The sequence below is a fragment of the Ruegeria sp. SCSIO 43209 genome (assembly GCF_019904295.1).
Classification (GTDB): domain Bacteria; phylum Pseudomonadota; class Alphaproteobacteria; order Rhodobacterales; family Rhodobacteraceae; genus Ruegeria.
In genome coordinates, this window is the sequence record NZ_CP065359.1 from 1,225,943 (window position 1) to 1,251,551 (window position 25,609).

Annotated in this window: 20 protein-coding genes, 3 tRNA genes and 1 pseudogene; 15 read left to right on the forward strand and 9 right to left on the reverse strand. The window is 56.3% G+C overall.

The window, feature by feature from the left end:
- Window positions 1-2 precede the first annotated feature (2 nt).
- Window positions 3-1,472, forward strand: a complete 1,470-nt coding sequence (locus I5192_RS06195; RefSeq protein ID WP_223117986.1) for a carboxypeptidase M32 — start codon at window positions 3-5, stop codon at window positions 1,470-1,472.
- 23 nt (window positions 1,473-1,495) lie between these two features.
- Here I5192_RS06195 and I5192_RS06200 read toward each other — a convergent pair whose 3' ends face one another.
- Both I5192_RS06200 and gyrA read right to left on the reverse strand, forming a co-directional pair.
- Window positions 1,496-2,164 (reverse strand): hemolysin III family protein, encoded by a 669-nt coding sequence (locus I5192_RS06200; protein WP_170567166.1) that lies wholly within the window; start codon window positions 2,162-2,164, stop codon window positions 1,496-1,498.
- 126 nt (window positions 2,165-2,290) lie between these two features.
- Window positions 2,291-5,014, reverse strand: coding sequence for a DNA gyrase subunit A (gene gyrA / locus I5192_RS06205; RefSeq protein ID WP_170396932.1), 2,724 nt, complete (start codon window positions 5,012-5,014; stop codon window positions 2,291-2,293).
- A 194-nt stretch (window positions 5,015-5,208) separates the two neighbouring features.
- Here gyrA and I5192_RS06210 point away from each other — a divergent pair, with 194 nt between their 5' ends.
- A complete protein-coding gene (locus tag I5192_RS06210; protein ID WP_039535770.1) occupies window positions 5,209-5,478 on the forward strand; it encodes an usg protein in 270 nt (89 codons plus the stop codon).
- A gap of 3 nt (window positions 5,479-5,481) precedes the next feature.
- Here the strand turns inward: I5192_RS06210 and I5192_RS06215 are convergent, their stop codons facing one another.
- Window positions 5,482-6,435, reverse strand: coding sequence for a radical SAM protein (locus I5192_RS06215; protein ID WP_170406026.1), 954 nt, complete (start codon window positions 6,433-6,435; stop codon window positions 5,482-5,484).
- 163 nt (window positions 6,436-6,598) lie between these two features.
- On the opposite strand from I5192_RS06215, the gene zwf reads away from it, so the two are divergent.
- The 4 genes from zwf to I5192_RS06235 all read left to right on the forward strand — a co-directional run bounded on the left by zwf (window position 6,599) and on the right by I5192_RS06235 (window position 12,063).
- The gene (zwf, locus tag I5192_RS06220) at window positions 6,599-8,053 is read left to right on the forward strand and encodes a glucose-6-phosphate dehydrogenase (protein WP_223117987.1); all 1,455 of its coding nucleotides are present in this window, start codon (window positions 6,599-6,601) and stop codon (window positions 8,051-8,053) included.
- Window positions 8,050-8,721 carry a 6-phosphogluconolactonase gene (gene pgl / locus I5192_RS06225; RefSeq protein ID WP_223117988.1) on the forward strand — a complete coding sequence of 224 codons (672 nt, stop codon included), beginning with the start codon at window positions 8,050-8,052 and terminating at the stop codon, window positions 8,719-8,721. The genes zwf and pgl overlap by 4 nt, the downstream gene beginning before the upstream one ends.
- Before the next feature lie 5 nt (window positions 8,722-8,726).
- Window positions 8,727-10,337: a glucose-6-phosphate isomerase gene (gene pgi / locus I5192_RS06230; RefSeq protein WP_223117989.1), complete on the forward strand. Its 1,611-nt coding sequence runs from the start codon at window positions 8,727-8,729 to the stop codon at window positions 10,335-10,337.
- A gap of 106 nt (window positions 10,338-10,443) precedes the next feature.
- Window positions 10,444-12,063, forward strand: a complete 1,620-nt coding sequence (locus I5192_RS06235) for a long-chain-fatty-acid--CoA ligase (RefSeq protein WP_223117990.1) — start codon at window positions 10,444-10,446, stop codon at window positions 12,061-12,063.
- 18 nt (window positions 12,064-12,081) lie between these two features.
- Here I5192_RS06235 and I5192_RS06240 read toward each other — a convergent pair.
- Together I5192_RS06240 and I5192_RS06245 are read right to left on the reverse strand one after the other, a co-directional pair.
- Window positions 12,082-12,156 (reverse strand) — tRNA-Asn (locus tag I5192_RS06240).
- A gap of 347 nt (window positions 12,157-12,503) precedes the next feature.
- Window positions 12,504-13,703, reverse strand: a complete 1,200-nt coding sequence (locus tag I5192_RS06245; RefSeq protein ID WP_170393677.1) for an ROK family transcriptional regulator — start codon at window positions 13,701-13,703, stop codon at window positions 12,504-12,506.
- A gap of 186 nt (window positions 13,704-13,889) precedes the next feature.
- On the opposite strand from I5192_RS06245, the gene I5192_RS06250 reads away from it, so the two are divergent.
- The 5 genes from I5192_RS06250 to fsa all read left to right on the forward strand — a co-directional run bounded on the left by I5192_RS06250 (window position 13,890) and on the right by fsa (window position 18,294).
- Window positions 13,890-14,909 carry a sugar ABC transporter substrate-binding protein gene (locus I5192_RS06250; RefSeq protein WP_170392952.1) on the forward strand — a complete coding sequence of 340 codons (1,020 nt, stop codon included), beginning with the start codon at window positions 13,890-13,892 and terminating at the stop codon, window positions 14,907-14,909.
- A gap of 117 nt (window positions 14,910-15,026) precedes the next feature.
- On the forward strand, window positions 15,027-16,097 hold the full coding sequence (locus tag I5192_RS06255; RefSeq protein ID WP_170380653.1) for an ABC transporter permease: 1,071 nt from the start codon (window positions 15,027-15,029) through the stop codon (window positions 16,095-16,097).
- Window positions 16,097-16,879, forward strand: coding sequence for an ATP-binding cassette domain-containing protein (locus I5192_RS06260; RefSeq protein WP_170392954.1), 783 nt, complete (start codon window positions 16,097-16,099; stop codon window positions 16,877-16,879). Before I5192_RS06255 ends, I5192_RS06260 begins: the two co-directional genes overlap by 1 nt.
- Window positions 16,876-17,547: a hypothetical protein gene (locus I5192_RS06265; RefSeq protein ID WP_223117991.1), complete on the forward strand. Its 672-nt coding sequence runs from the start codon at window positions 16,876-16,878 to the stop codon at window positions 17,545-17,547. Before I5192_RS06260 ends, I5192_RS06265 begins: the two co-directional genes overlap by 4 nt.
- A gap of 93 nt (window positions 17,548-17,640) precedes the next feature.
- Window positions 17,641-18,294 carry a fructose-6-phosphate aldolase gene (fsa, locus tag I5192_RS06270; protein WP_223117992.1) on the forward strand — a complete coding sequence of 218 codons (654 nt, stop codon included), beginning with the start codon at window positions 17,641-17,643 and terminating at the stop codon, window positions 18,292-18,294.
- A gap of 750 nt (window positions 18,295-19,044) precedes the next feature.
- On the opposite strand, the gene I5192_RS06275 is transcribed toward fsa, so the two are convergent.
- A tRNA-Asn gene (locus I5192_RS06275) sits at window positions 19,045-19,119 on the reverse strand.
- 73 nt (window positions 19,120-19,192) lie between these two features.
- Window positions 19,193-20,107 (reverse strand): MBL fold metallo-hydrolase, encoded by a 915-nt coding sequence (locus I5192_RS06280; protein WP_223117993.1) that lies wholly within the window; start codon window positions 20,105-20,107, stop codon window positions 19,193-19,195.
- Window positions 20,108-20,151: 44 nt separating this feature from the next.
- Here I5192_RS06280 and I5192_RS06285 point away from each other — a divergent pair, with 44 nt between their 5' ends.
- Both I5192_RS06285 and I5192_RS22460 read left to right on the forward strand, forming a co-directional pair.
- On the forward strand, window positions 20,152-21,471 hold the full coding sequence (locus tag I5192_RS06285; protein ID WP_223117994.1) for an ATP-binding protein: 1,320 nt from the start codon (window positions 20,152-20,154) through the stop codon (window positions 21,469-21,471).
- A 762-nt stretch (window positions 21,472-22,233) separates the two neighbouring features.
- Window positions 22,234-22,421, forward strand: a pseudogene (locus I5192_RS22460) (IS5/IS1182 family transposase); the annotation flags it as partial.
- A 24-nt stretch (window positions 22,422-22,445) separates the two neighbouring features.
- On the opposite strand, the gene I5192_RS06290 reads toward I5192_RS22460, so the two are convergent.
- Both I5192_RS06290 and I5192_RS06295 read right to left on the reverse strand, forming a co-directional pair.
- Window positions 22,446-23,546 carry a hypothetical protein gene (locus tag I5192_RS06290; protein WP_170595500.1) on the reverse strand — a complete coding sequence of 367 codons (1,101 nt, stop codon included), beginning with the start codon at window positions 23,544-23,546 and terminating at the stop codon, window positions 22,446-22,448.
- 182 nt (window positions 23,547-23,728) lie between these two features.
- Window positions 23,729-23,805, reverse strand: a tRNA-Ile gene (locus I5192_RS06295).
- A gap of 107 nt (window positions 23,806-23,912) precedes the next feature.
- Between I5192_RS06295 and purM the strand changes: the two genes are divergently transcribed.
- Window positions 23,913-24,959 (forward strand): phosphoribosylformylglycinamidine cyclo-ligase, encoded by a 1,047-nt coding sequence (gene purM, locus I5192_RS06300; protein WP_223118274.1) that lies wholly within the window; start codon window positions 23,913-23,915, stop codon window positions 24,957-24,959.
- A complete protein-coding gene (gene purN, locus I5192_RS06305; protein WP_223117995.1) occupies window positions 24,956-25,552 on the forward strand; it encodes a phosphoribosylglycinamide formyltransferase in 597 nt (198 codons plus the stop codon). The genes purM and purN overlap by 4 nt, the downstream gene beginning before the upstream one ends.
- The last annotated feature ends 57 nt before the right edge of the window (window positions 25,553-25,609 follow it).

The following is a 25,609-nucleotide window of genomic DNA, read 5'->3' on the forward strand; positions in this document are numbered from 1 at the left end:
CCATGACAGCATACAATGACCTGATGGCCTTTCAGCGCGAAACCTCGGCCCTGGGCCAGATTGCCGGTAGGCTCGGCTGGGACCAGGAAACGGTGATGCCGCGCGGTGCCGCGCCGCAACGGGCCGAGGAAATGGCAGCGATCGAGGCTGTATTGCATGCTCGCCGCTCTGACTCTCGCGTTGCCGAATGGTTGGAGCAGGCCGCACCGCAAGATGAGGTCGGCAAGGCACAACTGCGTGAGATACGCCGCGCCTATGACCGCGCGGTGAAGGTGCCCGCCGATCTGGCGACGGCGATTGCACGCGTGACATCCGCCGCGCAGGGCACATGGGCCCAGGCGCGAGCGGACGAAGATGTCTCAGCCTTCCTGCCGGTGCTGGAAGAAGTTGTCTCGCTGAAACGGCAAGAAGGTGAAGCGCTGGCACAGGGTGGCGACGTTTATGATGCGATGGTTGAGGATTACGAGCCCTACACAACCGGCGCTCAGATCGCCGCGATCTTTGACGAAATGCGCCCACGTCTGGTGGCTCTTCGCGCCGCAGTTCTGGATCGCCCGGAACCTGCCGCGCTGACCGGCAACTTTGACGAACTGACCCAGATGCGCCTGACGCAGAAACTGGCAACGACATTCGGCTATGACCTGAACAATGGCCGCGTCGACAAAGCGGTGCATCCGTTCAGCTCGGGCAGTGGGCTGGACGTTCGGATCACCACCCGCACCAGCGAGACCGATCCGTTCAACTGCTTTTACTCGACCATTCACGAGGTTGGACACGCCGCCTATGAGCAGGGCATCGACCGCGATTACCTGCTGACCCCGCTGGGACGTGGTGTGTCGATGGGTGTGCATGAAAGCCAAAGCCGGATTTACGAAAACCAGCTGGGCCGCTCGCGCGCCTTTACCGGATGGCTGTTTGACCAGATGAAAGAGGCGTTCGGTGATTTTGGCATCACCGATGCAGATGCGTTCTATGCCACCGTCAACCGCGTCCACAACGGCTATATCCGGACCGAGGCGGATGAGGTGCAGTACAATCTGCACATCATGCTGCGGTTTGATTTGGAACGCGCACTGATGGCCGGTGACTTGCAGGTCGGCGACCTTGAAGCCGCCTGGAACAACCGCTTCAAAGCAGATTTTGGTTATGCGGTCGACAAGCCCTCGAATGGATGCTTGCAGGACGTACACTGGTCGGTTGGCCTGTTTGGCTATTTCCCGACCTATTCGCTGGGCAATGTCTACGCGGGATGCCTGTATCAAGCACTGCGCGCAGCAATTCCCGGGCTTGAGGGGCAATTGGCAGCTGGCGATACTTCCGGGGCGACCGGTTGGCTTCGAGAGCATGTGCAGCAACATGGAGGACTGTACGCGCCCCGCGAAATCATTCAGCGCGCCAGTGGGGTGGAACCAGGGCCGGAGCCGCTGTTGGCTTATCTGGAGCAGAAGTTCGGGGCGTTGTACGGGCTTTGAGGCGTGTTCGTGGCGCTCCGGCGTTACATTGGCCCTGACGGTACCATTTCGATACGCAAGGCAACAGCGGCGAAGAAAAGGCCGCTTCCTGCCAATACAAATACGTGCCAGATGGTGTTGTGGTAGGGCAGCCAGTCCAGAAGGTAGAATACCACGCCTGCGGTATAGATGAGGCCTCCGGCGATCATCAAAGTAAGGGTAAGGGGTGAGAGTTCGGCCAACATGGATTGTCCGGCCCAAACCGCGGCCCATCCCATCAGAAGATACAGCGCCAGCCCGAACCAGCGGAAGCGGTTCGGGTCGATCATCTTCAGAACAGAGCCCAGCGTCGCAGAAGACCACAACCCCAGCAAAAGCCCCGGAGGTTGCGAAGCCGAGAGCAGCAGGAACGGCGTATAAGTTCCTGCGATCTTCACGTAGATACCCGAGTGATCAAGGCGGCGCAGAAACTCTGCCCACTCATCATGCTCGATCATGTTGTAGAGCGCCGAGAACGTCAGCATCAAAACCAGAGTTATTCCATAGATCGAGGCGCCCAAAACCGCCGCCGGGTCTGACCGATAGAAGACTGTCATGATGATCAGCATAGGCGCTGCGATCACCGCCGAAGAAACACCCAGCACATGAACAACACCGTCACTTATTCGCTCAGCACGGCTGTAGGCAGGTCGGATATGGGCGAATGACCACATATCGAAATGCTAGGCGTGCCGGGTCTGCTGGGGCAAGCCCACCCTCGTGCCGTTGGCAGGAACGTGACCCTGAGTAACAAAAACGCCCGCAATACGGGCGTTTTGTTACACTTCTGTAGTGCTTTGTTATTCCTCGGCTTCTTCGTCACCCTGGTCGGCGATCCAGGCCACACTGACGACTTCTTCGCCTTTACCGGTGTTGAATACACGCACACCACCCGCGCTGCGGGAGCGGAACGAGATGCCCTCGACCGGCACCCGGATCGATTGGCCCTTCGAGGTAGCCAGCATGATCTGATCGTCGATTTCTACGGGGAAGGAGGCAACCAGTTCGCCGCCGCGCATGGCTTTGTCCATGGCTGCAACGCCCATGCCACCGCGACCGCGGACAGGGTAGTCGTGACTGGAGCTCAGCTTGCCCGCGCCGCCCGACGTGATGGTCAAGATCAGGTTCTCGGCTGCCGACATCTCGGCATAGCGTTCCTGCGTGATACTGCCAGGCGCGGCTTCGTCCTCGTCCGTTTCGCCGTCATCCGCAATGCCCGCGACTGCGCGGCGCATCTTGAGGTAGGCGGCGCGTTCGTCCGGGTCGGCCTCGAAATGGCGAATTACGGACATCGAGACGACACGGTCGCCATTGCTCAGCCTGATGCCGCGCACACCGGTAGATTCGCGCGAATTGAAAACGCGCACATCAGTGGTCCGGAAGCGGATCGCACGGCCCGAATTGGTGACCAGCATCACGTCTTCATCTTCTGAACAGATGCGGGCGTTTACCAGTTCCACATCCTCGGGCAGTTTCATCGCGATCTTGCCATTGCGGCGAACGTTCGTGAAATCTGACAGACGATTGCGGCGGACATCACCTGCACTGGTGGCGAAGACGATTTGCAGGTTCTCCCACTCTTCATCCGGCACATCCACGGGCATGATCGCCGCGATCGAGACACCGGTCGGGATCGGAAGAATGTTGACGATCGCCTTACCCTTACCGGTCCGGCTGGATTGCGGCAGACGCCAGGTCTTGAGCTTGTAGACCATGCCTTCGGTGGTGAAGAACAGCAGTTGCGTATGCGTGTTCGCCACGAAGAGATTGGTGACAACATCCTCTTCCTTGGTCTGCATACCCGACAGGCCTTTGCCGCCACGCTTTTGCGCCCGGAAATCGGCCAGCGGGGTGCGTTTGATGTAGCCGCCTGAGGTGACAGTCACGACCATATCTTCGCGTTCGATCAGGTCTTCGTCTTCCATATCACCGGACCAGTCAACGATCTCGGTGCGGCGGTCGACGGCGAACTGCTCGCGCACGCTGCGTAGCTCATCGGCGATGATGCCCATGATGCGCTCACGCGAAGACAGAATATCCAAGTATTCCTTGATCTTGTCGGCCAGTTCTTCCAGTTCGTCCGTGACTTCCTTGACACCTAGTTGGGTCAGACGCTGCAGCCGCAGTTCGAGAATGGCGCGGGCCTGTACCTCGGTCAGGTTATAGGTGCCGTCGTCATTCATCTTGGACAGCGGATCGTCGATCAGGCGTAGATAGCCTTCGATCTCGGATGCAGGCCAGCGGCGGGTCATCAGTTTCTCGCGCGCTTCAGCAGCGTCTGCCGACGAGCGGATCGTGGCAACCACTTCGTCAACATTCGAAACGGCCACGGCCAGACCACACAGAATGTGACTGCGCTCACGCGCCTTGCGCAAGTCATAGGCTGTGCGGCGGGCAACAACATCTTCGCGGAAGTCGATGAACGAGGTCAGGAAGCGGCGCAGGGTCAGCTGTTCAGGCCGACCACCGTTCAACGCCAGCATGTTGCAACCAAATGAGGTCTGCATCGGCGAGAAGCGGTAGAGCTGGTTCAGCACCACTTCGGGCGTTGCATCGCGTTTCAGTTCGACCACGACACGCACACCATTGCGGTCGGATTCGTCCTGTACGTGGCTGACGCCTTCGATGCGTTTTTCACGCACGGCTTCGGCGATCTTTTCGATCATCGAGGCTTTGTTCACCTGATAGGGGATCTCGTCGACAACGATGGCGTAACGATCCTTGCGCAGCTCTTCTACGCGGGTCTTGGCGCGGATGATAACGCTGCCACGGCCTTCAAGGTACGCTTTGCGCGCACCTGAGCGGCCCAGCATCACACCGCCGGTCGGGAAATCGGGGCCGGGCACATATTCGATCAGTTGTTCTGATGTCAGATCCGGGTCGTCGATCAGCGCCAGCGTGGCATCGACCACTTCGCCTAAGTTATGCGGTGGGATGTTGGTTGCCATACCCACGGCAATACCACCGGCACCATTGACCAGCATGTTCGGGAAACGGGCGGGTAGGACGGTCGGCTCTTTGTCTTTGCCGTCATAGTTGTCCTGAAAATCGACGGTCTCTTTTTCGATATCGGCCAATAGGGACGCGGCGGGCTTGTCCATCCGTACTTCGGTGTAACGCATCGCCGCCGGGTTATCGCCGTCCATTGAGCCAAAGTTGCCCTGACCATCAAGCAGCGGCAGCGACATCGAGAAATCCTGCGCCATCCGCACCAGCGCGTCATAGATCGCACTATCACCATGCGGGTGATACTTACCCATCACGTCGCCAACCGGACGGGCCGACTTACGATAGGACTTGTCATGAGTGTTCCCGGTCTCATGCATCGCGTAGAGAATACGCCGATGCACCGGTTTCAGCCCATCGCGCAGATCGGGGATCGCACGGCTGACAATGACCGACATCGCATAGTCCAGATAGGACGTGCGCATTTCGGATTCGATGGATACCGTCGGGCCGTCATAAACGGGGCGCTCGGGCGGGGTTTCGTCCATGTTTTCAGGGATTTCTGGCGTATCGCTCACGTAGGCTGCCCGTGTCTTGTTCTTGATCTATATCTTGTGGATACACTTTATCAGACCCGGCATATAAGGTGCAAGCAAGCAACCGTTCCCCGGCCAAATTAGGTCGGTAACACCTGAGTAACATGTTGTTATCTAAGTATTAGGACAGTTCCGTGTTACTCTGACTAGACCTTGTAACAAATTTGGAGGTCTGCATGGCGCAAAGTGAAACTGAACTCATGCTTAAGGGGTACGGGCTGACCACGGCGGAATTTTTCTACCACATGCCCGACTATATTCACGTACTGAACACGTTTATTTGGCAGGATTACGACCTTGCTCCGGACCATCCGAAGCTGTTCGAATTCGTAGAATTCTGGCAGAAAGAGATTGAAGGTCCGCTGCACTCGGTCAGGTTCACGCACCGTAAAATGATCGCGCCGGGGGAATGGCGCAACATGGTGGGTGAGTTTCGGGTAAATTAGCCCTCAGGCCGAACAGCTCGCGCCGCCCAATACACAGAATTTGGCGCAATGCGGGTGGTTCAGATGCACGTCGGCCTCGGCCTCTTTAAGGGTTTCGCCCAATTCAAACTCCGGCGAATAAGGCAGCAGCGTACAGGCCAGCACCACCGGACGCTCGGCGCCTTTGCGTTTGACGACCATACGCGAGCTGGCGCACATCACCGCATCAGGGGCTTTGTCCAGGATGCCCCAGCAAGCGGTTGTGATTTCAGGAACTTCAACTGTTTCGTCCATCTCGGGAAACAAAACTGTTTGGCCCGGATTTTGCGCATCGATGTCAAAGCCGTGCTTGGCAAAGAATGCTGCATACCCCGCGCGGCTTTCAGCGTCGCTATCCCCCCAGACTGAGCGCCCGGCAATTGCCATCCTAAAGCCGTTGTCCCGCAACCACTCCATCCCCGTCAGAGTTTTGGCAAAACTGCCTTTGCCGCGTTCTTCGTCATGCAGATCGGGGCGGTAGTGGTCGACGGAGACACGCAGCGTCAGTTTTTCTGCGTAGTCGCGCTGTAATTCCAGCAAACCCTCGCGCATTTTGCGGCGCATCATCGGCCGCATTGCATTGGTCAGGATCAAAACTTCGTACCCGCGCTCTAGCGCAACGCGCGTCATCTCGATCATCTCGGGGTTCATGAAGGGCTCACCACCTGTAAAGCCTATCTCGCGGATCGGCCATTGGCGCTGTTCGATCTGATCCAGATAGTCGCGGACTTCGTCGGCGGTGATGTAAACCAGAGCATCGTTGGTTGGGCTGCTGGCGATATAACAGTTTACGCACTCGATGTTGCACAGCGTTCCGGTGTTGAACCAAAGGGTTTCGGGATGAGTCAGCGCGACGGACGCGCGCGTTTGCCCGTCTGCTGTCACTAAACTGTTCTGAAACTTCCCGATATTCGCAGCCTGTTGGGCGTTGTCTTTCATTCCGGCATCCGGTTCTGTGCTTGTGCCAAACCGACTTAACCGTTTGTGCCGGTTTAGTTAAGAGTATCTACCCCTCGCTGACAGAGTTTTGATGTGGGAAGAAAGTTGCTGATTGGTTGCGCTAACATTGGACATGCCCCAAGCGGCAAGGTAAGGAAAAGCCATGGTTTCTCGTGTCATACCTGTTGACCCATTTGATCTGGTCATATTCGGCGGAACCGGCGATCTGGCACAGCGCAAGATCGTTCCGGCCCTGTTTCGGCGTTACTGCGCCGGGCAGTGGCCCGAGGCCACCCGGATCATCGGCGCAGCGCGGGGCGCTCTGAGCGTTGATGGCTTTCGCGAGATGGTGGCCGAATCGTTGCGGCAGCACGCACCGAAGCGGGCAAATGATCAGGAGGCTGTGAACGGTTTTCTGCAGCGTGTGGAGTATGTCCCGCTTGACGCATTGTCCGAAGATGGTTGGGCCCAGTTGGCCGAAATGCTGAATGCGGATCGTATCAGGGCCTTCTATTTCTCGGTAGGCCCCCGATTGTTTGGCCCGCTGGCCGAACAGATCAGGGCGCACAATCTGGCCACCCCGCAAACCCGTATCGTCGTCGAAAAGCCTTTTGGGCACGATCTGGAAAGTGCTCGCGCGTTGAATGCGACACTGGCGGCGCATTTTGACGAAGGGCAAATCTATCGGATCGATCATTATCTGGGTAAGGAAACCGTTCAGAATCTTATGGCCGTTCGGTTCGGCAACATGCTGTTCGAACCGCTTTGGAACAGCCAGTATGTCGATCACATTCAGATCACTGTGGCCGAGACCGTCGGCATTGACGGTCGTGAAGAGTATTACGAGCGCGCTGGCGCCATGCGCGACATGATGCAGAACCATCTGATGCAGCTTTTGTGTCTGATCGCGATGGAACCACCCGCAAAATTTGATCCGGACGCGGTGCGCGATGAGAAACTCAAGGTCATACGCGCGTTGGATTCGGTTGAGCCGCACCATATCGTGCGAGGTCAGTTTGCAGGCGGTGCCGATGGCCGAGGGTATCGTCAAGTTGTCGGCAATCAAAGGTCGACGACGGAAAGCTACATCGCATTGCGCGCACATATCAGCAATTGGCGTTGGGCGGGCACACCGTTCTATCTGCGCACGGGCAAAGAGCTGGTGGCGCGGTCCTCGGTCATCAATGTGATGTTCAAGGATGCTCCGCATTCGATTTTTGGCGAAGAGGCCGGGCGTCATGCGAATGCCCTGTCGATCCGGTTGCAGCCCAATGAAGGCATCACTTTGAAAGTGACAATTAAAGAGCCGGGGCAGGGAGGCATGCGTCTGGTTGACGTTCCGCTGGACATGAGCTTTGCCGAAGCGCTTGGGCCTGAAAACCAGGACCCACCCGACGCTTATGAGCGGCTGGTGATGGATGTCATTCGCGGCAACCAAACCCTGTTCATGCGCGGCGATGAGGTAGAAGCCGCATGGGCCTGGACCGATCCGATTATCGCGGGCTGGGAGGCGCGTGGTGATGTTCCCAAACCCTATGAAAACGGCAGCACCGGCCCGGGCGACGCTGAGTTGCTGATGAAACGAGACCACCGCCGCTGGCAAGGAATAAATCCATGAATATCAAAGAATATGCCGATCGCGACATGCTGGCGATTGATGTCGCGAATGCATTGGCCGGAGACCTTGAGGCCGCATTGCTACATCATGATACTGTCTCGTTGGCCGTTCCGGGCGGAACCACACCGGGGCCGATCTTTGATGGATTGTGCGCTGCGGATCTGGAATGGGATCGTGTGCACATACTGCCGACCGATGAAAGATGCGTGCCGGGTGATCACGAGCGTTCGAACGAGAGGTTGATCCGGGAACGGTTGCTGACCAGTCGCGCATCCATTGCACAATACATGCCGCTCTATGTTGCGGAACATGAGCCTGAGGCGGTTTTGCCCGAGATCGAAAGCCTGATTAACCCGCATCTGCCGCTATCGGTTCTGGTGCTAGGTATGGGTGAGGACATGCATACCGCCTCGCTCTTTCCGGGGATGCAGGGCTTGTCTGCTGCTCTGAACAACAACGCCCCGACACTGGCGGTAGCGCGGACCGACGTGCAGCCCGAAGCGCGTATCACGCTGACGGGTCCGGTTCTGGACGGCGCTTTGTCCAAGCATCTCGTCATATTCGGAGAAACTAAACGGAATGTCCTGGATCGTGCCATGTCACTGCCACCCGAGGAAGCTCCGATCGCGGCCGTGCTCAGCGGCATGACCGTACATTGGGCGGAGTAATCACGATGCAGCTGGATCAATTGAACTCACTCGCAGCCACACAGACGGGCCGTCGGATACTCGATCTGTTTGACGCCGATCCAAACCGGGCGCAGGGTTTCTCGGCTTTGACCGGAGATCTGCTGTTTGACTATTCGAAGACACAAATCGACGAAGATATCCGCACGGCACTGATCCAGCTTTGCGATCAAGTCGAATTGGCAGAGCGTCGGGCCGCGATGTTCTCCGGTGAAAAGATCAACGAAACCGAAGGCCGGGCTGTATTGCATACCGCGCTACGCAATCTCGACGGAGGCCCGGTCGAGGTCGATGGTCAGGATGTAATGCCGGACGTACTGGGCACTTTACAGCGAATGCGCGTCTTTGCCGAAGAAGTGCGTGGCGGGGCGATCAAAGGGGCAGGGGGCAGCTTTACGGATGTGGTCAACATTGGCATCGGTGGCTCGGACCTTGGGCCGGTGATGGCGACGCATGCCTTGGCACCTTATCACGACGGGCCAAGGCTGCATTATGTCTCCAACGTGGATGGTGCGCATATTGCGGATACGCTGCGCCCGCTTGATCCGACACGGACTCTGGTGATTGTCGCTTCGAAGACCTTTACGACCATCGAGACGATGACCAATGCACGCACGGCGCGGGCTTGGATGGTCGATGGTGGTGGTGATCCGGCGCGGCAATTCGCAGCGGTCTCCAGCGCTGTTGACAAGACTCAGGCCTTCGGGATTCCCGAGTCGCGGGTGTTTGGCTTCGCGGATTGGGTCGGCGGGCGGTACTCGGTCTGGGGGCCGGTCGGACTGCCGGTAATGATCGCCGTTGGCTCGAACGCGTTTGACGCGTTTCTACGCGGCGGTCAGGCGATGGATCTGCACTTTCAATCCGCCGAATGGGCAGAAAACCTGCCAGTTATGCTGGCGCTTGTGGGGGTCTGGCATCGTCAGGTGCTTGGGCATGCCAGCCGCGCAGTTCTGCCATATGATCAGCGTCTGCTGCGCCTGCCTGCCTATTTCCAACAGCTTGAGATGGAATCGAACGGCAAATCCGTCGCGATGGATGGCAGCGCGCTGACCATGCCTTCAGGTCCGGTTGTCTGGGGCGAACCCGGCACAAATGGGCAGCATGCATTTTATCAGTTGATCCATCAGGGCACCGATGTGATCCCCTGCGAATTCATGGTGGCGGCAAACGGGCATGAGCCGGAACTGGCCCATCATCATCGCCTTCTATTGGCCAATTGCTTGGCCCAGTCCGAAGCGCTAATGCGGGGTCGGTCGCTGGATGTTGCACGCGCACGCATGGCCGAAAAGGGCCTGACAGGCGACGAGTTGGAGCGTCAGGCACGCCATCGTGTGTTTTCGGGCGACCGCCCGTCAACCACGCTGATCTATCCGCAGCTTACCCCGTTTGTGCTGGGTCAAATCATTGCGCTTTATGAACACCGTGTGTTTGTCGAAGGCGTGCTGCTTGGAATCAACTCGTTCGATCAGTGGGGTGTTGAGCTGGGCAAGGAACTGGCAACGTCTCTGGGACCGATCGTGGACGGTGAGGTCAACGCCGATGGCAAAGATGGCTCGACCTCGGCGCTGGTTGGATACGCATTGCGACATCGCGGTTGACGCGGCACCCTGCCGCACTCTCTTATTGTCAGACAATTGAATTCTTGGCAGGGTTGTTGCCAAGACATAACGGCGCGGCCAAGCGCTGACGATGGGAGGAATGTCCATGCTGGGACAGATGATGACGCAGCCTTTGCTGATTTCGTCGCTGATTGAACATGCTGAACGTTATCACGGGCAGACCGAGATCATCTCGGTCGAAACCGACGGAACCGTGACCGAGACCAACTGGTCCGGGATCGCGCAGAACGCCCGACGGATGGCTTCGGCGTTAGAGAAACTGGGGCTGCAACCGCAGGATCGCGTGGGCACGCTGGCCTGGAATAACCGCCGCCACCTTGAGATCTACTATGCGGTGTCCGGCGCGGGCTTTGTCTGCCACACGATCAACCCGCGTCTGTTTCCCGAACAACTAACCTATATCATCAACCACGCGCAGGACCGTGTCCTGTTCTTCGATGCGACTTTCCTGCCATTGGTCGCCGCGCTGCAAGAGCATCTGACCGAGGTGCAGTACTATGTGCTGATGGGTGCGCGGGACGAGGCTGCGCTGTCTCAGGTGCCGGGGTTGGTTTTTTATGACGAGCTCATTGAAACCGGTGATACAGACTACGCGTGGCCCAGCTTTGATGAAAACACTGCCTCCAGCCTCTGTTATACTTCGGGTACCACTGGGAACCCCAAAGGCGTTCTCTATTCCCACCGCTCTACAGTTCTGCATAGCTTCGCGTCGAACACGCGCGACGTAATCGGCTATTCCGCCATGGATGTGGTGATGCCGGTGGTGCCAATGTTCCACGTCAACGCTTGGGGCTCGCCCTATGCCAGCGCTATGTCTGGTTCGCGAATGGTGATGCCGGGGCCGGGATTGCATGGCGAGGCATTGGTCAATCTGATCGACACATATGGCGTCACGCTGGCGATGGGCGTACCGACCATTTGGCAAGGTCTGCTGGCCCATGCCGCGACATGCGGGACCAAGTTGAAAAGCCTCAATCGTACTGTAATCGGTGGTGCGGCATGCCCGCCCTCAATGATTGAAACGTTCCGCGAAACCTATGGCGTCGATACCGTCCACGCCTGGGGCATGAGCGAAATGAGCCCGCTGGGCACGACGAATTATCCGATGGCCAAACATCTGGACATGCCCATGGAAGCACAGCACAAGCTGCGCGAAAACCAAGGCCGCCCGCCCTTTGGGGTTGAACTAAAAATAGTCGATGATGATGGCAGAGATCTTCCCCATGACGGTGAAACGCAGGGCGATCTGATGGTGCGCGGCCATTGGGTTCTGGACAGTTATTTCCACATGCAGGACGAGGACTTGTTGCAAGATGGCTGGTTCGCGACTGGCGACGTTGCAACACTGGACCCAGATGGGTTCATGACCATCCGCGACCGGTCGAAAGATATCATCAAATCGGGGGGTGAATGGATCAGCTCTGTCGAGTTGGAGAATATCGCCGTCGCACACCCTCAACTCGCGACGGCTGCCGTTGTGGGTGTGCCGCATCCGAAATGGGACGAACGCCCGCTCTTGGTAGCAGTGAAGGCCGAGGGCGAAGAACCGACCGAGCAGGATTTGTTGGCATTCTTCGACGGCAAAATCGCAAAATGGCAGGTACCCGACAAGGTCGTGTTCGTTGATGCCTTGCCCCTTAACGCGACCGGAAAGGTCCTGAAACGCACGTTGCGCTCGGATTTCAGTGATGCGCTGATGGGATAAGTGCCAGTCTGGGAAGAATGGCTCCGGCGGTAGGGATCGAACCTACGACCAATTGATTAACAGTCAACTGCTCTACCGCTGAGCTACGCCGGAACTGAGGGGCGTGTATCAACAGGTAAAGTGGAGGTCCAGATGCAAAAACGTTTTTTTGTGGGTGAAGTGCACGGCCTCTCATCTAATTCGGAGGCGACTCAGTGTGGACCTTCCCTAATAGCGTAGCCAACGGCCTATTTGAGCCCGCTTCGACCAATGCTGCGCGATGCTCCAATGACATCAATGCGCAGGAAGCCGACGTCGGCCGCTTTCGAGGCGGCCTAAAGCAGTGCACTGTTACCCAATTGGATGGCTACCTGCAGTTGAGTCAGAGCGGCCGTTCTAAGGCCCCCAAATTGAGTAGGAGCGGTTCTTACTTGATTAAGACTGCCCCCTATGAGTTTCGACTACATCCCAGAAAGCCCAGCATTAGTGTTCAATAGAAACTGGCGGAAAATCGGGCTGCTTGCCGCCCCAATCCCGCGGGCGTTTTCTCCGACAGCCGCAGCTTCTACAACCGGAGGAATCAAACCGCGTTTATCTTGGTTGACTAGGTAACGACGAACCCGTGAGACCAGCTCCTCACGTATTTCAGATGGGAATGCGCCGTCGATAAAAATTGCCTCAAAGTCGATGACCGCGCAAATAGACAGCGCAGCTTTGGCCAGTTCCTGCGCGGTGGTACCGATCCATGGTTCGACATAGCGCGAAATGCCGCTCCAGTCCTGCGGCTTTTTCCACAAAATTCCCGGATCAACACCCGCTTCTATCAACCTGTCCTCGAGCAGGAACAGCGATGCAGTGTCAATCAGTTGCTGGCTTTCACCCAAAGGACCCGTCGTCCGCATGGCACCCAAGGCACCGGCATTGCCTTGGTTGCCCTCAAATACGGTGCCATTCAATGCAACGCCTCCGCCAATCATTGAGCCTATGAAGAAATAAAAATAGTCTCGATACTCAGCCCCGCGGCCATAGAGGTGCTCCGCGTGACACGCGGCAGTAGCATCATTGACCACAAAGACCGGCAGTTCGCTGAACTTGGCCACCTCGGAAAAGAAGTTCACGTTTCTCCAGGACCTGAATTTCTGAGCCGCAAGCCCAGAAAGGTCGTGCCACTTCCACAGCTCGAACGGTGTTCCGATTCCAATCCCGCATACACGGTCCCGAAGTTTCTGGGGTTCATTGGCCAGAAGCTCTTCCAATCCTACCTCCAGAAACCCGAACACTGCTTCGGGTAGCGGGTAGTCATAAGTCGTCGAGAGCTGTTGGCGTGGCTTACCGGTGAAGTCGATCAAAAGAAGATCGGCGCTGCGGCGACCGATCTTCATTCCCACCGACAGAATGCCTTCGGGATTGAGCTCCATGGGGATCGAAGGTTTCCCAACTTTGCCCTTCAACGGCGTCCCACGTTTGAGAATCTCGTCCTTTTCGAGCTTACGCAGAATGATCGACACGGTCTGGGGTGACAGGCCCGTCAGCCGCGCGACGTCCGCCCCGGCAGCAGGTCCATGCCGTTGTAAAACCGTCAGAATGAGGCGTTCGTTATGATCACGAACACCGCTTTGGCTTACCCCGCCGGTTAGTATTTTCAACGCCTCTCTTTCCATAACCTTAAACATAAACACCTTGTTTTCTTATGAAAAGATACGTGGGCAAATTAATAAATAAACTTTATTTATTTATTGACACAGAGGCTAGAATCACGGTTTCTTGAACGGGACCTTCATTGGAGGATGGAGGCCCGCCTTGTCGCTATTCCGCGCGGGGCCACAACAATTTTCTGGGAGGACAACATGAGAAATCTACTCAAGCTCGCCGCATCCGCGACTGCGCTGACTTTGGCCGCTGCATCCGCGCAAGCGGCTGGTGAAACCGTCTGCCTGATTACCAAGACCGACACCAACCCCTTTTTCGTTAAGATGAAGGAAGGCGCAACCGCCAAGGCAGAAGAGCTGGGCATGACGCTCAAGGCGTTTGCCGGCAAGGTTGATGGCGACCATGAAACTCAGGTTCAGGCCATTGAAACCTGCATTCTCGATGGCGCAAAAGGCATTCTGCTGACAGCATCCGACACCAGCTCAATCGTTCCTGCGGTCAAACAGGCGCGGGATGCGGGGGTTTTGGTCATTGCGCTGGATACTCCGCTTAGCCCGATTGACTCAGCGGACGCGACATTCGCGACGGACAACTACAAGGCCGGCCTTCTGATCGGTCAATGGGCCAAGGCCAAAATGGGCGACGCCGCAGCCGATGCCAAGATCGCGACGCTGGATCTGAACGTCAGTCAGCCGACAGTAGACGTTCTGCGCAATCAGGGTTTCCTCGACGGGTTCGGCGTGGACCTGGCGGACCCGAATGTCATCGGTGACGAAACCGATGCGCGTCTGGTTGGCAGTGACGTGACCGACGGCAATGAAGAAGGCGGGCGCCGCGCGATGGAAAACCTTTTGGCCAAGGATTCATCCATCAACGTTGTTCACACGATCAACGAACCGGCTGCTGCGGGCGCATATGAGGCGCTGAAATCCATCGGGCGTGAAAACGACGTACTGATCGTTTCGGTCGACGGGGGGTGCCCCGGTGTCCAAAACGTCGAAGCCGGTGTGATCGGGGCGACAAGCCAACAGTACCCGCTGTTGATGGCCTCGCTTGGGGTTGAGGCCGTGAAAAAATGGGCCGAAGAGGGCGTGAAGCCCGAAAACACACCCGGCAAAGACTTCTATGACACGGGTGTGGCACTCATCACCGACCAGCCGGTTGATGGGGTCGAGTCGCTGTCTGTCGCAGAAGGCCTGGATCTCTGCTGGGGCTAAAGGCAGCTCTATTAGGTGAGGCGCGCCGCAGCGCCTCATCAATCCTTTCACCAGCAAACCTAAACTTCCTGTAAACTGATTTCGTGGACGCGATGCCAGCCACGAAAAGGGGGAGAGATGTCTGAAGCAAACCAAAACGCCCAGGAATTCGAAACCGCCGCCAACGCGTCAGAAACCGTAGCGGAATTTGAAGATCACCGTCGTGGTGTTCTGGGGAAGTTGCAGCATCTTCTCCATGTCAACCCTTCCTTTGTGCCGTTGATCGTTCTGGTTGGCGCCATCGTAATTTTCGGTCTGCTGCTGGGGTCCAAGTTCTTCTCACCCTTTGCGATGACGCTGATCTTGCAGCAAGTTCAGATCGTGGGCATCGTGGCCGCAGCGCAAAGCCTTGTCATTCTGACCGCCGGCATCGACTTGAGCGTCGGTGCGATCATGGTGTTTTCATCCGTCATCATGGGTCAGTTCACCTTCCGCTACGGTATCCCGGTGCCCATTGCTGTGATGTGCGGGCTGGCAATGGGAACGCTGATCGGGGCTCTCAATGGCTGGCTGGTCAGTCGCGTAAAGCTGCCGCCCTTTATTGTCACGCTCGGCATGTGGCAGATCGTTCTGGCGACAAACTTCCTGTATTCCGCAAACGAAACAATTCGCAGTCAGGATATCGAGGCCAACGCCCCGTTCCTGCAATTTTTTGGCACCAAATTCAGCGTCGGTGGCGCGACCTTCACGGTTGGCGTGATATTCATGCTCGTACTGATTTTCGTGTTGGCTTACGCGCTCAAACATACGGCCTGGGGCCGGCATGTCTATGCGGTGGGGGATGACCCTGAGGCGGCTGAACTATCCGGTGTGAACGTGCACAGAACGCTGATGTCCGTTTATATGTTATCCGGTTTGATCTGTGCATTTGCAGGCTGGGCCCTGATCGGGCGTATCGGGTCGGTTTCACCTACATCCGGTCAGTTGGCCAATATCGAAAGCATCACCGCGGTAGTGATCGGGGGCATCTCTTTGTTCGGCGGGCGGGGATCCATCCTGGGATCGCTGTTTGGCGCGCTGATTGTTGGCGTGTTCACTTTGGGGCTAAGGCTTCTGGGCGCAGACGCACAATGGACCTTCTTACTTATCGGACTTCTCATTATCGCTGCGGTTGCCGTCGACCAGTGGATTAGAAAGGTATCGGGCTAATGTCAGACTCAACTCCAGTCGTCCAAGGCCGCGGGATCGTAAAGCGTTATGGCCACGTTACCGCCATCGACCATTCCGACTTTGAACTGCGCCAGGGGGAAATCCTGGCAGTGATCGGAGATAATGGCGCGGGCAAATCATCCATCGTGAAGGCGATCTGCGGCGCCACAATCCCGGATGAAGGCGAGATTCTGATCGAGGGCAAAAAGGTTAACTTCAGCTCTCCGATCGATGCGCGGAATATGGGGATCGAGATTGTCTATCAGCAGCTCGCCATGTCTCCTGCCCTTTCGATTGCGGACAACATGTTCATGGGGCGCGAAATCCGCAAGCAGGGGTTCATGGGCAAATACATGCGTAAGCTTGACCGTCCAGCGATGGAGAAGTTTGCCCGAGAAAAACTGACCGAGCTTGGGCTGATGACTGTACAGTCGATCAATCAGGCGGTTGAGACTCTTTCTGGTGGCCAACGCCAAGGTGTTGCCGTTGCTCGTGCCGCTGCCTTTGCAACCAAGTTTATCATCATGGACGAACCGACGGCTGCTTTGGGAGTCAAGGAAAGCCGAAAGGTGCTCGAACTGATCCAGGACGTGCGTGCCCGCGGCATTCCGATCATCCTGATCAGCCACAACATGCCTCATGTTTTTGAGGTTGCCGACCGCATTCATGTGCATCGGTTGGGCAAAAGGCTCTGCACAATTGATCCCAAGGATTACACGATGTCCGATGCAGTCGCCTTCATGACCGGTGCCAAGGAACCCCCAAAAGAGGACGCAGCGTGATCGAGCAGGACGTACAGCGCGTTTGCGACCTGATCTCCTCCCGGCGGCAAGTTGGAGTCCGGACGATTATCGCAATCGCCGGTCCCCCTGCATCCGGAAAGTCGACCTTAGCGGATGCCGTTGTGCAATCGCTGAACACGCAACAGAGCTCGGCGGTTCCCTCAGCCACACTTGTACCAATGGATGGTTACCATTTGGACAACTGCGTGCTGGAAACGCGTGGATTGCTGGCGAGAAAAGGCGCGCCAGAGACTTTCGACGGGGTCGGGTTTTGCGCTGCAATCAGAGAGCTTCAATTTACGCGCCACGAGTCCTTTCATCCCAAATTCGACCGCACAATGGACCTCGCTATTGCCAACGCCATTGCGGTTCACCCGGCAACTCCGGTCGTCGTCGTTGAGGGTAACTATCTTCTGATGGACAGCGACCCGTGGAGAAACCTGACGGATGTCTATGCCGCAACGGTTTTTATCAGCCCAACTTTGGAAGAGCTTGAAAACAGGCTGCAAAACCGCTGGATCAGCCATGGCTTTGACCCGCAAACCGCGCTGCAACGCGCAATAGCGAACGATCTGCCAAACGCTGAACGTGTCATCCGTGATAGCCGGAAAGCCGATCTTATACTGAGCCAGAACTACACTGAATTCGGGATGCGCAACGCATTCTGAATCTGCGCACTGGCTTCAGCCAACCCTTGATACAGTGCCTCTAGGCAGCCTCAGGTGCAACCCAAGTCACCCCTTACGCAATGAGGAAACCTCATGAAATTCTTCGTGGACACCGCAGAAGTAAACGACATCAAAGACCTGATGGGTTTCGGATTATTGGATGGCGTGACCACCAATCCAAGCTTGATCGCCAAGTCCGGTCGCGATTTCAAAGAGGTCATTGCAGAAATTTGCACTCTGACGGATACGCCAGTATCGGCAGAGGTTGCAGCGTCGGATGCTGCGGGAATGATCGCAGAGGGAGTGCACCTCGCGGCGATCGCAGACAACGTCGTTGTCAAACTGCCGCTGACATTGGATGGCCTCAGGGCCTGTGCTCATTTCAAAAGTGAAGGTATCAGAACAAACGTCACACTGTGCTTTTCACCCAATCAGGCTCTCTTGGCGGCAAAGGCTGGCGCTACCTATATATCTCCGTTCATTGGCAGATTGGATGACATCAATCTGGACGGAGTCAATCTGATCCGTGACATCCGTAGCATTTACGACAACTATAGTATTGAAACTGAAATCATTGCGGCATCCGTCAGAAGCCCCAATCATATTACAGAGGTGGCACTGGCCGGTTCCGACATCGCCACGATCCCGCCGTCCGTTATTCGCAAACTGATCATGCATCCATTGACCGATATCGGCATCGAGAAGTTTCTCAATGATTGGAATTCGACTGGGCAATCGATCCTTTGATGGATTGCCAACTCGATTGGGGAGGAGCGACCTGTCCCAAATGATTTACCTCTAAGCGGCACTGCTGCATTTTAAGAAATAAGGTCTCAAGGAGAGTCTTTCTGCTTTGTCAAGTACGTCGAGCTTTGTGGAAAACCGTCGTCACTCCTCACTATTGGCGGGATGAACACTAAGGCAACGGCAGACCAATATAAGGTCAACGGTAGGAAAATGGCTAGAGCAATCGGCGAGGTCGCGGCGAAATTCCGGTTTGACCTTGGCAGCCAGGCGCCTTCATTTCATAGTGTCATCTTCCCGTAAACGTCCGCTTTCACTCCCGTGCCAATTACCTTTGGCGTCTCCAGGGAATAACAGCTTTCCGTCCGCCGTATTTGTTGCCTCGGTCGCAAAGTGCACAAAGCGGACGTTCCGCCGGAAAACTTTGACAGCAGCTTTGTCGGCAAAGTAGCCCTCCGCTCGGGCGAAAGTAAACGACCGGCTTCCTCGTTTCCAGATGTTCGCGAAAGGTGCCGCAAACATCAGCTTTGAGGTAGCCTATGATCGATTGATCTCGAATCAATTGACCTACCGATTTGCTCTGCCTGAAAATCAAGCAATAACAGCCGGTTGCTGGCTGAATGGTGGTTTTGCTGGGAGCTGTTGTCACTTCATTGCCACCTGATTCTTGGCAACAAACTGGCAACACGGCCCTACATTCCTTCCCCTAAATGCGAGGCTTTCCATTAAGTCTATGATCTAAATGTGGAAAATTGGCTCCGGCGGTAGGGATCGAACCTACGACCAATTGATTAACAGTCAACTGCTCTACCGCTGAGCTACGCCGGAACTGAGGGGCGTATAACAACCCGTATTTTCGGCGTCCAGAGGGGAAGCGCACGGGCCGCCAATTTTTTCCGATTCACGCGATGCGCTTGAAACGAGACGCAACTGACAGATCCCCCAAGGGCGCTACACGGGATCTGCCGGTCAGATCAACCAGATGGGCGAAGACATTACGCTCGGCCGCGGGAAGCAGCGCGGCGGGGGTTTCGATATAGATTCGCTGGGCAAGCTGTTGGGCCGTTTCTGGGCCATTTTCCAGGGCGTCGAGTATCTGTGATTCCCGCTGCAATCGGTGGTCTATCAGCCAATCCAGGCGCTTGGCAGGATTCGTGATAGGGGCACCATGGCCCGGATGAAAAACCGACCACTCGCGCGCACGCAGGCGGCGACAGGCCGCCATGAAATCCGTCAGGTCTCCGTCCGGGGGCGAGACCAGAGAACTGGCCCAACCCATGACGTGATCAGCCGTAAAGCAGACATCCCCCCAGGCCAGCGCGATATGGTTGCCCAGATGGCCGGGTGTGTGGATCACTTCGAGTTGCCAGCCTTCTGCCGCGACGCGTTCACCGTCTTCAAGCTCGATATCAGGGCGGAAATCGGCATCGATTCCCTCACCACCTCCGGCAAGCCCGTTCTGGGCCAGCTCGGTCATGACTTCGCTGCGTCCAGCTTGCGGACCACCAAAAGCCAGAACCGGAGCGCCGGTGCGGGATGCGAGCGGGGCGGCCAAAGGCGAGTGATCCAGATGGGTGTGCGTAACAAATATGTGGCTGATCCGCTGCCCGGGTTCCAGCGCATCAACTATGGCTTGCAAATGGGCATCACTCAATGGCCCAGGGTCGATGACAGCAATGTCCTTGTCGCCTAGAAGGTAGGTATTCGTACCACGATAAGTCATTGGCGAGGGATTGGGCGCAAGAATGCGCCTTAGCCCCGGGGCAAGCACGGCAACCTGTCCAGGGAGAGGGTTGAAATCGTCGGGGGCTTGCATTCTGACCTCTTCCTCTTGCCCGGGCAGCCCGCTAGGTTTAGCGCATGTCGACCCAATGGCTCAAACCCTATATGCCGCGCAGCCTATATGCGCGTGCCGCACTCATTCTGGTACTGCCGGTCATTGTCGTGCTTTTGGTGGTGGCGATTGCCTTTTTGCAAAAACATCTTGAGGAAGTGACCGCCCAAATGACCCGCACGGCGGCGCGCGAGGTGACGCTGGTGCTGGACGTGATGGAGAGTGCGGAAACCCAGCAGCAGGCATTGGCAGCTGCGCGGCAGGACTTGTCGGTCTTGAACATGACCGCCCGCTTTCTGCCGCCGAATGAACAGCCGAAAAACAGTCCGCGTCGATGGTACGATTTCATTGCCCCGCAGGTGGATGCGGAATTGCGCAGCTTGTTGCCTGAAACCCAGTATGTGGCTCTGCCAAATGGACAGGAAGTGAGTCTTTTTCTGGCAACCAATCTGGGCATGCTTGAGCTAGAGTTTGATCGCCGACGCCTGTCGCCGACTGCACCGCATCAGCTGATTGTGACGATGGTGTTCTTTGCGGCTCTGATGACAACGATCTCGTTTCTCTACATGCGCAATCAGTTGCGCCCGATCACGCGCCTTGCGGACGCGGCGCAGGCCTTTGGTCGCGGGCGGGTCGTGCCTTATTCACCCGGTGGCGCAATCGAGGTACGCGCTGCGGGCAATGCCTTCGTTGACATGCGCGCCCGAATCGAGCGGCAGATTGAGCAGCGCACGCTCATGTTATCGGGGGTCAGCCACGATCTGCGCACACCTCTGACGCGTCTGAAACTTGGATTAGCTATGTTGCCCGAGGACGAGGCCGCACCGTTGTTGCAAGACGTGGACGAGATGCAATCGCTGCTGGATGCATTCTTGGACTTCTCGCGTGGCGCTGCAGAGAGCGCACCCGAAGAGATTGAACCCGAAAATTGGCTGAGCCAAATCGTTGACGATGCACAGCGCGCGGGCCAGCACGTTGAACTAATCTCGGTCGAGGGGCGTGGAACGGCAATGCTGCGCCCATCGGCCATGCGCAGGGCAGTAGAGAATCTGATTGGAAACGCGAATCGCTATGGTTCACGCGCCGAGGTCAGCCTTTCGATGACGCCAAAGTCACTACGCATTCGGGTTGAAGATGACGGCCCCGGTATCCCGGTCGAACAACGCACCGAGGCCGTCAAACCCTTCACGCGACTTGATCCGGCGCGAAACCAGAATCAGGGCACCGGCGTGGGATTGGGCCTTGCGATTGTTGCCGATATCGCCCGCGTACATGGTGGTATTCTGCGACTGGGCAGCAGCGAAAGGCTGGGCGGATTATGCGCGGATATCGTGATTGGACGGTGAATTGGTAGGCCCGGAGGGTCTGTCAGGAATTAGGTTTTGCCCTTTATTATCAACGTGGGTGTCCCAGGCTGGAATACCGCTTTGCTCAGCTTTCCAATCCATCCTGGCCTGTTTTGATGCCCCCATTCCAACCAGTCTCATCCGTTCAACCCTTTCAGTATTTGCCTGGGCGCGCTCGTGAATGGACATGATCTCGCATAGAGTAACTCCACGAAGGACGAGAAGGTGATGGATCGCCTTATGAATCATCGAGGGCTACTGGTGAGGGTCTCGTCAAAGTGAAAGAGCTGTGTAGTCGAGCAGTTCGTCTGAAGCGGCCGGCGAGGGCCGGTCGATAGCTGAAGTAGCCGGATCATCTATGGGAATATCGACAGCTAGCGGTGCTGTTCCTTCCGATCTGTCGACAATGCGTTTTGATGCCGAGGTTGCAGGATCCTGCGCTCTCAAGTTTCCAAAGCCAGAACATGGCGTATACCGGTCAACCATCCCGAATTATGGAGAGATGTCGCATGACAATGATTTACAAAGACGTCTCATTTAACATGCTCGTGCCGGATACGGACGAGGTGACAAGCGATCCACAGGATTTAAACGACGTTGCCAACAATGATGTCGTAGCTTTTGTGGGGCGTGATTACAAAAGTGTTGTCTGGCAACGATCAAGGTTCCTTATCGTGTACTGACCGAAACAAAACCGTGTCGTTTGACGAATCATGGGGAGGCTCACACTCACAAAATAATGGACAACCGCGAAGTTCTGCCGTCATCCCCATTCGGAAATCACGCAAGAAGTGTGTTGCTGTCGACAGATCGCTATATTACGTTCGTAAATTGGGAGAACGTTGCTTCAGCAAGCCAAAGAATACCCACCGTGTCGACAATACCGTGGAATGCAACCTAGTCTTATCGACATCAAATCGATCCGTCTCTGGTTGCGCCACTTGTCAACACGACCAAACCAAACAGCGCTATTTCTAGAGAAAGCCAGCTCTCTCAAGCTTCTGACTTATTCGCTGTCCGGTTGATGTCGGCAAAAAATACCCCGTTCGCTCTGCAAGATAATTCTGCAAATCACTATGAAACGTATCCTCGGTACAAAGTCGCCAGAGAATGTCCAAAGCCTCCTCACTGTGGTCGTACGTTCCAGGATACGCAGAACCAAGTTGTTCGTCACGAACCGCATTTCGCCGGGTGACAATGGGGGTTTTGGTTGCCATTGCATCCAGCAGTTTCCCAGACCCCAAATAATCGCTGTCTGCGCACATTTGCCCAAGTGTCCCGCGGCAGGCTGCAAGCGCTCCGGGTACTTCTCCATAGGGAATGTGACCTAAGGACAATGCTGGCATGGGTAATGTTGTGCGGATGCTTCCAGCAAATGCGGCCAACGGATTAGTTGAAGAGCCAAGCCGTTCTCGGACAATGCTGAGGTTGTCGATCAACTCAATTGGAATTGTCTCTTTGGTAACACGCCCAAAGAATCCAAAAGACTTAGAACCAGTCATCTTTGCGTGCCAAATGAATTTCGACTTGGAAGAGATTGGTTGAAGAAAAAGGGGATCGATAGCTTGCTGGATGTTTAGGATCATATCGGGCAGCACGATCTTGTCGGGATACCATTTGGATAGTTTTTTTCGTACTGCAGCACTGGTGGAATGCTCATACAACAAATTCTGCCACGCCTCTGTCGTGACCACCAGAGCATCGGCTACACGAAAGGCTTCCGGGTCGTAAGGATATGCTAGCGTTATCTTAGGGTGGGGAAGGCTTTTGAACAACTCTGGGTTCGCCCGAACATAATACAGATCATAGTCGCGCGTCGGTGTTCTCAAGCCTCCCGGATCACCTATGATTCCGCGTTCCCAGTCAATGAGGACGTCGTTGTAGTAAACATCTGCAAAGCTGGAGAGACTTCGGTAGAATCGCATTTCGTTTATACGATCCCCAGACAAAGGCTCCATGACAGGGCGATCAAGAAATTGGCAGTAAATTTTGGGACGCTTGGAATTCACGCTGTCAGCCTGTTTTGTTTTGATTGGAATGAGGATGACGCTAACTGCCTCGCTCGGTTCAATCATACCCAACTATGCGGGTCAAGTCCGCGCATGATAGTTTGTGTTGACAAGTGTGACGGCGTATTGGCTGGCGAAATTTTTTTTGTTGAAGCTCTGTCTTTTTTTGTCCCATTGGAATCACGTGAGGGTACTATCAATAGTTCTTGGGGCAATTTGGCGTTGATTTATATGGAAAATGGCGGTTTTGGTAGGCCCGGAGGGACTCGAACCCCCAACCAAAGCGTTATGAGCGCTCTGCTCTAACCAATTGAGCTACAGGCCCGCCTGAGGGCTTTGCCTATCACGATGGCAGCCCGCGTCAAGCCTGACCGTTGCAACATGGCCCACAATCGAATAACCCGCGCGCAAAGCACTCATGAGGGATTGGCCATGACAGCGGGCAAGAACGGAATCACCTATGCAGACGCAGGTGTGGATATCGATGCAGGCAACGCTCTGGTCGATCGGATCAAGCCTGCGGCCAAGCGCACCAACCGTTCGGGCGTGATGAGTGGGCTAGGCGGATTTGGCGCTCTGTTCGACCTGAAAGCGGCTGGCTATCAAGACCCGGTTCTGGTGGGCGCAACCGATGGTGTGGGCACCAAGCTGCGGATCGCAATTGATACCGGCGTTGTCGATGGCGTGGGAATCGATCTGGTGGCGATGTGCGTCAACGATCTGATCTGCCAAGGTGCTGAGCCGCTGTTTTTCCTGGATTATTTTGCCACCGGTAAGCTGGACACCGATACTGCCGCGCGGATTATCGAAGGAATTGCCGAGGGGTGTGTCCAATCTGGCTGCGCCCTGATTGGTGGTGAAACCGCCGAGATGCCGGGTATGTACCCTGACGGCGATTTCGATCTGGCCGGTTTCTCGGTTGGCGCCATGGAACGCGGGACCGCATTGCCCGAGGGCGTTGAACAGGGTGATGTCCTGCTGGGGCTGGCTTCGAACGGGGTGCATTCCAACGGCTATTCGCTAGTGCGCAAGCTGGTCGAGATCTCGGGGTTGGGCTGGGAGGAAGAGTCGCCTTTCGGTGGCGGAACCTTGGGTGAGGCTCTACTGACCCCCACGCGGCTGTATGTGAAACCAGCGCTGCAGGCGATCCGGGCTGGCGGCGTTCGCGCGCTTGCCCATATCACCGGCGGCGGCCTCACCGAAAATCTGCCGCGCGTATTGCCCGAAGGGCTCGGGGCCGAGATTGATTTGAATGCTTGGGACTTGCCGCCTGTGTTCAAATGGATGGCCGAGACCGGTGGGATCGCCGAATCCGAGATGTTGAAGACCTTCAACTGCGGCATCGGCATGATTGTTGTTTGCGCTGCAGATCAGGCGGATGAGCTTACAACACTGCTTGCAGAGGCAGGCGAATCCGTTGCGCGCATCGGAACGGTCACCGCAGCGCCGGGTATGGCCTATTCAGGCAAACTGCTGTGAGCCACAAGCGCGTCGCGATCCTGATCTCCGGGGGCGGATCGAACATGCTGTCGCTGGTCGACAGCATGAATGGCGATCATCCCGGTCGGCCATGTCTGGTATTGTCGAACGATGCAAATGCCGGAGGGCTGAAGAAAGCTGCACAGCGCGGAATTCCGACCGCAGCCGTCGACCACAAGCCCTTTGGCAAAGATCGCGCTGCGTTTGAGGCAGAACTGCTTAAACCGCTTATGGCAGCCCAGCCGGATGTTGTCTGTCTGGCCGGTTTCATGCGTGTATTGACGGGTGAATTTGTATCGCGTTTCCAGGGCCGGATGCTGAACATCCACCCATCGCTTTTGCCTAAGTACAAGGGTTTGAACACCCATGCCCGCGCCATTGAAGCAGGCGACGCCGAACATGGCTGCACCGTTCACGAAGTTACTGCAGCGTTGGATGACGGGCCGATTCTGGGTCAGGCGCGCGTGGGTGTACGGGTAGGGGACACGCCTGAGGAGCTCGCCGCCCACGTGTTGACCTGGGAGCACAAACTCTACCCTGCCGTGCTTCGCCGTTATTGTATGGGCAACAAAGACCCAGTTCTTCTGCCCTAACGCGGCGGGTGATTTACACGCAAAGGTTATTCGTCTTATGGTCGCATATCGCTCGGG